The following is a 12,125-nucleotide window of genomic DNA, read 5'->3' on the forward strand; positions in this document are numbered from 1 at the left end:
CTTTTTTAGAGACTCTTTTAGGAACGTTTTTTTAGGAATATACGATGCTAGATATTTATGAAAGATTAGGCACACATTGTCACGATCCAGTCCACACCACGGTGACCTTAACTCACGAACAGCGTGATCGTGGGCGTTTAAAACTGGTAGGCGATAACAACGAAGAAGTTCGAGTTTTTCTTGAGCGTGGTAAACCTTTGTTAGTGGGTGAGTTTTTAAAGTCCGAATGCGGCAAGATAGTTCAAGTTAATGGCGCGGTGGAAGACGTCGCCCATGCCAGCTGTGAAGACTGGGAGGCTTTTTCCAAAGCCTGTTATCACTTGGGTAATCGCCACACCAAAATCCAAATTGGTGAACGCTGGTTGCGCATCAAACCTGACCACGTTTTAGAAGACATGCTGCACATGCTTGGCTTGATCGTTACCCATGAAGAGGGCGTTTTTGTCCCAGAATCTGGAGCTTATAGTCATGGGCACAGTCACCACTAACACAGTCACCAGTAACATTGTCACCACTGACATCAGCTTATTGCGGCTTTTGCAGCTAAGCAGTGTGGGTTTGCCAGTGGGCGGTTTTGCCTTTTCCCAAGGCATGGAATACGCCATCGACCAAGGTTGGGTAAAAAACAAAGCTGAAGTGTCCGATTGGATCGGTTTGCAGCTGCAGCAGTCTATGGCGCGGATTGATTTGCCCGTATTGCAGCTTTGCATGGCGGCGGCAAAACAACAGGATACAGAGCGATTACTCGAACTGAATGATTTGGTCTTGGCGTGTCGAGAAACCAAAGAGTTGCGATTAAACGACACCGCCATGGGCGAAGCCTTGTTTCGCTTGATGGGCAGTTTGCAAATAGACACGCCGTTTAAGCGTTTAGACGAAATGAGCTTTGTCACCCTGTTTGCCATTGCAGCGAGCCATTGGAACCTAAAACCTGATCTTGCTTCATTGGGCTTTGCTTGGTCTTGGTTGGAAAACCAAATTGCTGCTGCAACCAAGCTAGTCCCCCTTGGGCAAACACAAGCGCAAGAATTGCTAGGTGAGTTACAGACAGATATTCGACATGCCATTGCCATGTCGTTAACCATTGAAGAAGACCGCATCGGCGCAGGGTTACCTGCCATCGCCATTGCCAGTGCACAGCACGAAACACAATATTCACGGCTGTTTCGGTCTTAGGCGAAGCGGCGCTCCTATTTATTGAAGGAACATAGTTTTAAGAGGAATTAGCATGAAAAAACAAACATTACGAATTGGTGTAGGTGGTCCAGTAGGATCAGGCAAAACGGCTTTGTTGCGTTCTTTATGCAGTGCGATGCGTGACCATTACAACATTGCCGTGGTGACCAATGATATTTACACCCAAGAAGACGCGAAGTTCTTAACTCAGCATGAAGCCTTGGATGCAGATCGTATTATCGGTGTCGAAACAGGCGGTTGTCCGCATACGGCGATTCGTGAAGACGCGTCGATGAACTTGGCGGCGATTGATCAATTACTAGAGCGCCATGGCGAGTTGGATGTGGTGTTTGTGGAAAGTGGTGGCGACAATTTGAGTGCGACCTTTAGCCCAGAGCTATCCGATTTTACGATTTATGTCATTGATGTCTCCGCTGGTGACAAGATTCCTCGTAAAGGCGGCCCGGGTATTACTAAGTCCGATTTGTTGATTATTAATAAAACTGACTTAGCGCCTTTGGTTGGGGCGTCTTTGGATGTGATGGCACACGACGCCAAGATTCAACGAGGTGATCGTCCTTTTATTTTTTCGAATCTAAAAAAAGCCCAAGGCTTGGATGAGATTATTCAAATCATTGTGTCTGAAGGGATGCTTGAAGCAAAAGAAATACCAGCGGCAAAAGCCGTCGTTTAAACGACTACTGCGCTCGTAACGTCTTTGGGAAGTATTAAGTTCAGATTTACAAAATATTAGGAGAAAAATTATGAATGCGTTGAAAGAAAGAGCATTGAAAACAAAAGGTTTGTTGGTAGCAGCTTCGGTATTAGCGTCAGGTTCTGTTCTTGCTCATCCAGGGCATGAACAAGCTTCTAGCTTTATGACGGGTTTTGCTCACCCAATGGGCGGTTTGGATCATCTTTTGGCTATGGTGGCGATTGGTCTTTGGGCAGCGAGCATTGGAGGTCGCGCTTTGTGGGCGATTCCAGCTGCGTTTGTTGTGACTATGTTGCTAGGTGGCGGCTTAGCTGTGGCGGGTTTGAATGTGCCATTTGTTGAGCAAGGTATTTTATTGTCTGTCATCGTCTTGGGCGCTTTGGTGTTGTTTGCTAAGCGTTTACCAACGGCGGTTTGCGTGATGATTGCGGGTGGTTTTGCGTTATTCCACGGTGCCGCTCACGGTATGGAAATGCCTTTGAATGCCAATGGTCTGCAATATGCGCTGGGCTTTGCTTTGGCAACGGCTAGCTTGCATTTAGTTGGACTTGGGTTAGGTCAGTTGATGACGAAAATTGGTACGTCATCGTTCGCGACACGAATTAGTGGCTTTGTTATTGCGACAGCAGGTTTGTTACTTGCTTTTGTCTAATTGGCTGTATGGTATTTTATAGCCTGACCGCGAGACTTTATGACGGCTGCACAAAAGATCTTTAAAGTGCGACGCCACTATAATAAGTGGGTCGCCGACCAAACCATGGAAGATTACGCCTTGCGTTACACTTCTAGGCATGACAGCAGCTCCAAGCAAGGTCATGTCATGAGCATCGAGCGCGTCGGTCATACAGCGCTCGGTGCAACGGCGTTTTTGGCTCTAGAGGGATTGGCCGCTGTTATTACTCTGGCGTACGGATTTACCAACGCGGTGGCGGCGATTCTCACTGTGTTAGCGGTGTTTTTTATAACCGGTTTCCCCATTGCATATTATTCCGCTAAGCATGGTTTGGACATAGATTTACTGACCCGAGGTGCTGGTTTTGGCTACCTTGGCTCAACCATCACCTCACTGATTTACGCATCGTTCACCTTTATCTTCTTTGCCATTGAAGCGGCTATTTTGGCCTCGGCGATGGAAGTTCTCTTGGGGATTCCGTTGGCCTTAGGTTATGCGCTCTCGGCGATTTTTGTTATTCCCATTGTGACACACGGTATTCGCGCTATTAGTCGTTTTCAAAATGGCACCCAATGGATTTGGTTGGTGTTGCAAGTGGCGGCTATCGGCGTGGTGGTCTCGCAGGAATACCAAAACTTCGAAGGTTGGACGCAATACGCGCCAGTGGATTTACCGCAAAGCACGCATTTTGATTGGATATTGTTTGGTTCCGCGGCGTCTGTGTTATTTGCCTTGATGGCGCAGATTGGCGAGCAGGTCGACTATTTGCGCTTTTTTCCGATCAAGAACAAACAAAACCGCCGACGCTGGTGGTTTTGGCTTATTTTAGCTGGCCCTGGTTGGGTGTTTATTGGCGCGATCAAAATGCTATTGGGCTCGTTTTTGGCCTACTTAGCTATTTCAGATGGTGCTTCCGCGATACAAGCCACTGACCCAACCTATTTGTATCAGCGCATCTTTTTCTTTTTAACTACCTCGCCCACTACCGCATTGATTCTGGCGGCGGTGTTTGTGTTTATCTGTCAGATGAAAATCAATTTAACCAACGCTTATGCTGGTTCTATTGCTTGGTCCAATTTCTTCTCGCGTTTAACCCACTCTCATCCGGGGCGTGTCGTCTGGTTGGTATTCAACGTTACCATTGCGTTATTACTGATGGAGTTGGGCATTTATCAAGCCTTGGGCGCGATTTTGGGCGTGTTTGCCATCGCCGCGGTGAGCTGGTTGGGTAGTTTGTCGGCGGATTTGTTGATTAACAAACCCTTGGGGTTAAGTCCCAATTACGTCGAGTTCAAACGCGCGCATTTATACGACATTAATCCTGTAGGAACAGGCTCGATGTTGATCGCGACCACGTTAGGTTTAGTGAGTTATTTAGGTGTCTTTGGTGAAGTGGCGAAAAGTTTGTGTCACTTTATTTCGCTGGGTTCTTGTTTTGTGTTTGTGCCGCTGATTGCTTGGCTCACCAAGGGCAAATATTACCTTGCGCGCCAAAGCCCAGAGCTGATTCCGATGATCGAGCTAGCAAGACAGCGCAACCCTAAGTATGTCACCTTGACCTGCGGGATTTGTGAGAATGCTTTCGAAACGGAAGACATGAGTTTTTGTTCTGCCTACATGCAGCCAATTTGTTCTTTGTGTTGTTCCTTGGATGTGCGCTGTTTAGACAGTTGCAAGCCGCAGGCGAGTATTGGTCAGCAGAGTGATTATTTCTTAAAGCTGTTTTTGCCCAAGGGATTGGTAAAAGCACTGAGTTCTCGTTTTGGTCGTTTTGCGTCTTTGTTGCTGGTGATCAATATCATTAACGCGGCACTGATGATGTTGATTTATCGGCAGATGGCACCTAGTTCGCTGAATGAAGCTGTCTTGCTGAAAGACACCATGTTGGCGCTGTTTTTTACCTTATTAATAGTATCTGGCGTTTTGTCGTGGTTGTTTGTGTTGGCGCATGAAAGCCGAGTGGTGGCGCAGAAAGAGTCGAATCGCCAAACACGAAAATTGATTCGTGAGATTGACGCTCACCAAGAAACTGACCGTGCATTACAAAATGCAAAAGAACAAGCCGAGCGGGCAAATGAAGCGAAAAGTCGTTATCTAACAGGTATTAGCCATGAATTACGCACGCCGCTGCAATCTATTATTGGCTACGCGCAACTTTTGTCAGAAAAAGCCAATACGCCATCTGGGCATCAGAATGGCTTGGATATTATTCATCGCAGCGGTTTGTATTTGGCAGATTTGATCGAAGGTTTGTTGGATATTTCGAAGATTGAAGCAGGACGATTTGATCTGTACCGCAATACGGTGGATTTTCCGAAATTGATCGATCAGCTAAATAGTATGTTTGCCATGCAGGCTCGTGACAAAGGCATTCAATTACAATCGAAAATTCTCGCGCCTTTGCCTCAGCATGTGGTGACGGATGAAAAGCGTTTGCGGCAAATTTTGATCAATTTGTTGTCAAATGCGGTGAAATACACGCCAAAAGGCTCGGTTTTGTTCGAAGTGAACTATCGCAATCAAGTGGCGGAGTTTGTTATTCGAGACACGGGCGTTGGTATTAAAGAAGGACATTTAAAGCGCATTTTTGATCCGTTTGAGCGAGTCCGCGACGTCAGTACTGGCAATTTACCCGGCACAGGCTTGGGCTTGACCATAGTGAAGTTGCTGACGGAAATCATGGGCGGTGATATACAAGCTCATTCTGTGGTCGGCGAGGGCAGTGAGTTTCGCGTTAGCCTGATGTTGCCTTGGGTCAGCCAAGGGGATAGCTCTGCTTATGAATACAAACGCATCGTGAGTTATCGAGGTTATCAGCGTACTCTGATGGTAGTGGACGATGATCCTGTGGTGCGTGGTTTGTTGTCTGATATTCTCGTGCCGCTTGGTTTTAATGTGTTGGAAGCTGCCGATGCTGAAAGCTGCTTGGATGAGCTAGAGTCCTGCTCGCCTGATCTATTCGTATTGGATGTGTCGATGCCCGGCATGGATGGTTTGAGCTTAGCCAAGCTATTGCGAGATCGCGCTTACAGCACTCCGATAATTATGTTGTCTGCCGATGCTAAAGAGAATCAGCGTAAGCCTGACGAGCAAGCGGCGTTTAATCAGTATTTAGTCAAACCGGTGAACAACAGTGCTTTGCTGGATGCGATTAAACATTGGCTAGTGCTTGATTGGGTGTATCAAGAAACTGAATTAGATACCATGGCACCGATTGTTATTGAGAAACTCTCTGGCAGCAGCGAAGAACACGAGCAGAAAGTGTTAGATGGGCAACAACCAGTCGCCATTCCAGACCATGAAAGTGTGCGCGAGTTGATGGCGTTCGCGGAAATGGGTTACAAAAAAGGCGTGCGTGGCGTGTTGGACCAGTTGGCTAAAACAGACGTGATTGCCCCGAGCCATTTGCAGCAATTAGAGAGCTTGTATCAAAGCTTTCAGTTCGATGCGATTGCTCAGTATATACAGCAACATTCTTCATAATGAGCTCTATAAAGTGGAACCAGTGATGATAACCCCAAGCAATAAAAGTGACATCGTATTAGTGGTCGACGACTCGCCAGATGCGTTGAGCCTAATTCATGACACCTTGGAAACGGCCAATATGGATGTGCTTGTTGCCCTTGAAGGCAAGCAAGCCTTAACCATTGCTCGACGGATTCGTCCTGACATCATTTTGCTCGATGCCATCATGCCGAATATGGATGGTTTTGAAACTTGCCGAGCACTAAAAGCCGACCAAAGATTGGCGTCGATCCCGGTTATTTTCATGACAGGTTTGAGCGATACCGATGACATTGTACGTGGTCTAGAAGCGGGCGGCGTAGACTATCTCACTAAGCCAATTCAACCCAATGAGTTGATTGCTCGCATGCGTGTACACTTGTCTAATGCTCGTTTGAGCAACAATGCACAATCAGCACTTGATAGTATGGGACAGTATTTAATGACGACAACCTATGCAGGGGGAATTGCTTGGGCAACGCCGCAAACCTATGCCTTACTTGCCAAAGCGCGCGCCAGCAGTGAATGGCAAAGTACAGAATTAGCCTTGCAAATACGTCTTTGGTTAGCTCATCAACCTGTGGTCGGCAACGTCTTGAAACTCAGCGGTTTGGAATATCCTTTGGCATTGAAAATGATGGGCGTCACCGAGCAAAAAGAAGTGCTATTACGACTGGAAGACGGCGACAAACCGGCAGGCCCTGCTTTATTGAAGAAAGAGCTGGATCTAACGGATCGCGAATCAGAAGTATTGCATTGGATTGCCAACGGTAAAACCAACCGAGAAATCGCCGAAATTCTCGAAATGAGCCCGCGCACAGTCAACAAGCATCTAGAACAAATCTTTCCAAAGCTCGGTGTCGAAAATCGTACTTCAGCCGCTGGTGTAGCGCTGCGGGTTTTGTCGGCAGAGCGCTAATTTAAAAGGGCGTTAGCTATTCGGGCTTTATCTCTGCATTTATGACGTCGGCGGTTAAGCTGTCTGCGCATAAATGAATGAAGTCATAGGCGTATTGGCGTAAATAATGCCCTCGGCGTAAGCCAATTTTACTCCAGCTCGGTTCGAATAAATGTTGTGATGGTAAGATAACCAGATCTGTATCACGTTTTTCATCGTAGGCGACGGAAGCAATAATCCCCACACCCATGCCCAATTCCACATACGATTTGATGACGTCCGCATCTAAGGCTGACATGTCGATATTCGGTTTTTCTCCCGTATGCCGAAAGGCTTTTTCGATATTGGCTCGGCCAGTAAACCCATCGTGATAGGTGACTATCGGATAAGCGTTGATGGCTTTTAATGTCAGAGGTTGAGGATGCTGATTCAATGGGTGATCTTTGGGCACGACGACGGTGTGCGTCCATTTGTAATAAGGAAAACTTGCCAATTCGGCGATGTCGCCTAGTGTCTCTGTGGCAATACCAATGTCTGCTTCGCCGGCGAGTAACAGTTTAGCAATTTCGCTTGGACTACCTTGATGTAACTTCAAATGGACTTTTGGGTACTTTTGCTTAAATAAGGTAATCACCGCCGGCAGGATATATCGCGCCTGAGTGTGAGTAGTGGCGATGGTGAGTTCGCCACTGTCATTGTCTCGATAGTGATCTGCTAAGTTTTTGATGTTGTTGGCATCCAACAGAATCCGTTCGGCAATTTTGATTAATTCTTTGCCCGGCTCGGTGAGTCCGAGCAGCCGTTTGCCTTTTCTAACAAACAGTTCGACACCTAGCTCGTCTTCTAAATCTTTGATGTGTTTAGAAACACCTGATTGCGACGTGAAAAGGTGGTTAGCCGCCTCCGTCAGATTGAAATCCTGTCTGACGGTTTCTCGCAAAATACGTAATTGCTGAAAATTCACTGGTCGTTATCCTTGTTGTTCGCTAAGTCGTAGTGTTTCTATTTCTTTAGGGAAGAGCGCTAAAGCCGAGGGGACTAATTTGACCTCTTGCCCAATGTGCAATAGCTGAGCTTGTCGCTGTTGTTGGGACAAGTGTACTTCGTAATGTGTGCCGTTAAGACCGTCCAGTTCCACCTTGGTTTCGATACCAAAGGATAATATACGGCTTATTCGTGCGGATACGCCTTCGTGATGATTATTATCGACGATTTTTAATTCATGGGGTCTGGCAAAGGCAAACACGTCTTGGGCATGGCCATAAGAATCATTATGGTGACGCAATTGTTCATTACCAACCTGTAAATGCTCTTGCTCCGCACGGCCATGAAACACGTTCACCGAACCTAAAAAGCTGAATACAAAGGGCGTCTGTGGGTGATTGTAAACCGCTTCTGGTGTGCCGACTTGTTCTACTTTGCCGTGATCCATTAAAACCACTCGGTCGGCGACTTCTAGTGCTTCTTCTTGATCGTGCGTGACAAAAATAGAGGTGATATGCAGCTCGTCATGGAGTTTTCGCAACCAACGACGTAGTTCTTTTCGTACTTTTGCATCTAAGGCGCCAAAGGGTTCATCCAGTAACAAAACGCGTGGTTCGACTGCTAGGGCTCTCGCCAAGGCGATACGCTGACGCTGGCCGCCAGAGAGTTGTGCAGGAAAGCGATCTGCCAACCAATCCAATTGCACAAGCTGCAATAAACTGAGTACTTTTTCGCGTATTTTTGACTCAGATGGACGTTGTGTTTTGGGTTTCATTCTTAAACCAAAGGCGACATTGTCGAAAATCGTCATGTGTTTGAATAGGGCGTAATGCTGGAAAACAAAGCCGACCTGACGATCTCTAACATGCGTGTTTGAGGCGTTTTCGCCATCCAAAATAATGTCGCCGAGATCGGCTTGTTCTAGTCCAGCGATAATGCGCAACAAGGTTGTTTTGCCGCAGCCAGATGGGCCAAGTAGCGCCACTAATTCGCCTGATGGAAAGTCTAGTGATATGTCGTCAAGGGCGGTGAATTCGCCAAATTGCTTGTGTATATTTTTTACGTTAATGCTCATGTATCACCTATTATCCATTCGTTCTTTTGCTGATTTTATGCTCGACATAGCTTTTGATGACTAAGGTCAGCAGGGCTAATAAAGCCAATAAAGACGCCACTGCGAAAGCCGCCGAGAAGTTGTATTCGTTGTAAAGAATTTCCACATGCAAGGGCAGGGTGTTGGTTTCGCCACGAATATGACCAGACACAACGGATACAGCACCGAACTCGCCCATGGCTCTGGCGTTACAGAGAATTACGCCATACAACAGGCCCCATTTGATATTCGGTAAGGTCACGTACCAAAAGGTTTGCCAGCCTTTCGCACCCAGCACAATGGCAGCTTCTTCTTCCTCTTTGCCTTGTGCTTGCATGAGTGGAATCAGTTCGCGCGCGACAAATGGAAAGGTCACAAAGATGGTGGCCAGTACAATGCCCGGTAAGGCGAAAATAACCTTGACGTCGTTGGCGATTAACCACTCACCAAACCAACCATGAACACCAAATACAAGTACCAAACTTAAGCCAACAATGACCGGCGAGATGGAAAAAGGCAGATCAATAAAGGTGATTAAAATCTGTTTACCTCTAAACTCAAATTTTGTGATGGCCCACGCGGCTGCCACGCCAAAAACCAGATTAAGCGGCACAGATATCAGCGCGGCGGTTAGTGTAAGAGTAATGGCGGACAGGGCATCAGCATCCGTAAATGCTAGCCAATAAGTTTCTAATCCTTTGCGTAAGGCTTCGGTGAAGACAGCGATTAACGGCAACAACAAAAACAGCGCAAAGAAACTTAATGAGATTCCTAGCAGTAAATATTTTACCCAGTTGGGTTCTCGTGTTGCGGCGTTCTTTTCAAAACGTGTTGTTTGTGAAGCGTGCGTTTGTATAGCAAGTGTGCTCATTTAAGCGTTCCTTCCTGTTTGTTTGGCTGTCCATGACTGCAATAAATTAATCAGTAGTAATAAGATGAATGACACAATTAACATGACGGAAGCGATAGCTGTCGCGCCTGTGTAGTCGTATTGTTCTAGCTTGCTGATGATCATTAAGGGCGTGATTTCGGACACCATAGGAATGTTACCGGCAATGAAAATAACCGAGCCGTATTCGCCCACCGCACGGGCAAAAGCTAGGGCAAAGCCCGTCATGATGGCGGGTAACAAGACTGGTAAAACCACATAGCGACAAGCTTTCCAACGACTCGCACCTAGACTTGACGCGGCTTCTTCCAATTCTGTATCAATTTCTTCCAATACAGGTTGTACCGTTCTCACCACAAAAGGCAGGCCGATAAACACCAACGCAATCAAAATACCAATCGGCGTAAAAGCCACCTTAATGCCAAAATAACCTTCAATGATTTGTCCAAGCCAACCGTTTTTTGCGTATAAAGCGGTTAAGGCGATACCAGCAACCGCAGTAGGCAAAGCAAAAGGCAAGTCTATTAAGGCGTCGACGATGCGTTTACCGGGAAAGGAATAACGTACTAAACACCAAGCCAGCAACACGCCGAAGACGGCATTAATGGCAGCCGCTAAAAATGATGTGCCAAATGACAATTGATAAGACGCTATAACACGAGGCGAGGTGACGACTTGCCAATATTCAGACAGGCTTAACTGACTAGTGAAGATAAAAATCGCGCTGATGGGAACCAGTACAATGAGGGATAAATACACCAAGGTGTAACCCAGAGATAAACCAAATCCGGGTAACACCGAAAATTGACGAAGCGTGTTCATTACTGACTCCAGAATGTCTAAAGTCTGTAGTTTATGGAGATGGTTTATGCAGCAGAACTAAGAATAAATGGGAAGCTTATGAAGAAAAGTGATTTAGCTTTTCTTGTACAACGGTCTCGTAAAAGTAAAACGTTAAATGCAAAACGGACGCTGATGGAGCGTCCGTTTTGCATTTATGGTTACGAGATTAAGAGGTTAGAAGGCGATTGGCTTTTATTTAACGGTATATATCTGGTCAAACTCCCCACCATCACTAAAATGAGTTTTCTGTGCTTGCTGCCAGTTGCCGAATTTTTCTTTGATAGTAAACGTTCTAACGTTTGGAAAACGCGCGATGTCCTTAGGATCTGCCAATGCTGGCAAAACTGGACGGTAGTAATGTTTTGCCGCCAAACGCTGTGCCTCAGGTGAATACAAATAGGCTAAATAGGCTTCTGCCACTTCTTTTGTGCCGTGTTTTTCAGCGATTTTATCCGCCACTGTGACAGGAGGTTCTGCCAAGATAGATACCGATGGCACAACAATTTCAAACTTTTCTGGGCCTAGTTCATTAATGGCTAGAAAAGCTTCATTTTCCCATGCAAGTAATACATCGCCTATGCCACGTTGAACAAAGGTATTGGTTGCGCCACGGGCACCACTGTCTAGCACAGGGACATTTTTAAATAGCTGTTTAATATAGTCTTTGGCTTTTTCCTCACTGCCGTACTTTTCTTCTGCGTAACCCCAAGCCGCCAAATAATTCCAACGAGCACCGCCAGAGGATTTTGGATTAGGCGTGATGACTTGGGTGCCGGGTTTGACTAGATCGTCCCAGTCTTGGATGTTTTTAGGATTGCCTTTTCGAACTAAGAAAACGATGGTTGATGTATAAGGCGCGCTGTTGTTGGGGAGTTTTTCCTCCCAATTTGGATCTATGTTGCCAGTTTTTTCGGCAATCGCGTCGATGTCGTAGGCCAATGCTAACGTCACTACATCGGCTTGCAAACCATCAATCACAGCACGTGCTTGTTTGCCTGCGCCACCATGGGATTGTTTGATCGTTACGTCATCACCAGTACGCTGCTTCCAATAGTTGATAAACAGCGGATTAAATGCCTGATAAAGTTCGCGAGTTGGGTCATAAGATACGTTGAGCAAGGTGATGTCTTTTGCAATAAGCTGTTGGCTAGCCACCGTAGCGCTAATAATTAAGGGCAATATACTGAGTCGTTTTTTAAAAGTCATTTTCTGTTTTCCTTGATGAAATGAGATCTAGCCTGAGGTGTTAAAGACAAGGAAAGGTTAAGTAAACAGTTATACAAACAAAACCAATTTAAAATGGATTGTTTATACGAAAAAATGCTAAATAATATCTTTGGCGTAGCGCTA

General features: G+C 46.1%; 11 protein-coding genes. 6 read left to right on the plus strand and 5 right to left on the minus strand.

Going from position 1 to position 12,125, the window contains the following annotated elements:
• Window positions 1-44 precede the first annotated feature (44 nt).
• From TY87_RS08920 to TY87_RS08945, 6 genes are all read left to right on the plus strand, one after another.
• Window positions 45-488 carry an urease accessory protein UreE gene (locus TY87_RS08920; RefSeq protein WP_072840222.1) on the plus strand — a complete coding sequence of 148 codons (444 nt, stop codon included), beginning with the start codon at window positions 45-47 and terminating at the stop codon, window positions 486-488.
• Window positions 469-1,176, plus strand: coding sequence for an urease accessory protein UreF (locus TY87_RS08925; RefSeq protein ID WP_100186813.1), 708 nt, complete (start codon window positions 469-471; stop codon window positions 1,174-1,176). The genes TY87_RS08920 and TY87_RS08925 overlap by 20 nt, the downstream gene beginning before the upstream one ends.
• Before the next feature lie 52 nt (window positions 1,177-1,228).
• Window positions 1,229-1,870, plus strand: coding sequence for an urease accessory protein UreG (gene ureG / locus TY87_RS08930; RefSeq protein WP_100186814.1), 642 nt, complete (start codon window positions 1,229-1,231; stop codon window positions 1,868-1,870).
• Between the two features lie 70 nt (window positions 1,871-1,940).
• On the plus strand, window positions 1,941-2,543 hold the full coding sequence (locus TY87_RS08935; RefSeq protein WP_100186815.1) for a HupE/UreJ family protein: 603 nt from the start codon (window positions 1,941-1,943) through the stop codon (window positions 2,541-2,543).
• A gap of 39 nt (window positions 2,544-2,582) precedes the next feature.
• On the plus strand, window positions 2,583-6,047 hold the full coding sequence (locus TY87_RS08940; RefSeq protein WP_100186816.1) for a hybrid sensor histidine kinase/response regulator: 3,465 nt from the start codon (window positions 2,583-2,585) through the stop codon (window positions 6,045-6,047).
• Between the two features lie 25 nt (window positions 6,048-6,072).
• Entirely contained in the window at window positions 6,073-6,987 is a 915-nt protein-coding gene (locus TY87_RS08945; RefSeq protein ID WP_100186817.1) for a response regulator transcription factor, read from the plus strand.
• 16 nt (window positions 6,988-7,003) lie between these two features.
• Here TY87_RS08945 and TY87_RS08950 read toward each other — a convergent pair whose 3' ends face one another.
• The 5 genes from TY87_RS08950 to TY87_RS08970 all read right to left on the minus strand — a co-directional run bounded on the left by TY87_RS08950 (window position 7,004) and on the right by TY87_RS08970 (window position 11,981).
• Window positions 7,004-7,930: a CysB family HTH-type transcriptional regulator gene (locus tag TY87_RS08950; RefSeq protein WP_100186818.1), complete on the minus strand. Its 927-nt coding sequence runs from the start codon at window positions 7,928-7,930 to the stop codon at window positions 7,004-7,006.
• Between the two features lie 6 nt (window positions 7,931-7,936).
• On the minus strand, window positions 7,937-9,025 hold the full coding sequence (locus TY87_RS08955; RefSeq protein WP_100186819.1) for a sulfate/molybdate ABC transporter ATP-binding protein: 1,089 nt from the start codon (window positions 9,023-9,025) through the stop codon (window positions 7,937-7,939).
• Between the two features lie 10 nt (window positions 9,026-9,035).
• Window positions 9,036-9,914 (minus strand): sulfate ABC transporter permease subunit CysW, encoded by an 879-nt coding sequence (gene cysW / locus TY87_RS08960; RefSeq protein WP_100186820.1) that lies wholly within the window; start codon window positions 9,912-9,914, stop codon window positions 9,036-9,038.
• Entirely contained in the window at window positions 9,915-10,754 is an 840-nt protein-coding gene (gene cysT / locus TY87_RS08965) for a sulfate ABC transporter permease subunit CysT (RefSeq protein WP_100186821.1), read from the minus strand.
• 213 nt (window positions 10,755-10,967) lie between these two features.
• Entirely contained in the window at window positions 10,968-11,981 is a 1,014-nt protein-coding gene (locus TY87_RS08970) for a sulfate ABC transporter substrate-binding protein (protein ID WP_100186822.1), read from the minus strand.
• Between the last annotated feature and the right edge of the window lie 144 nt (window positions 11,982-12,125).

The organism is Marinomonas sp. BSi20584 (assembly GCF_002792415.1).
Lineage (GTDB): Bacteria > Pseudomonadota > Gammaproteobacteria > Pseudomonadales > Marinomonadaceae > Marinomonas > Marinomonas polaris.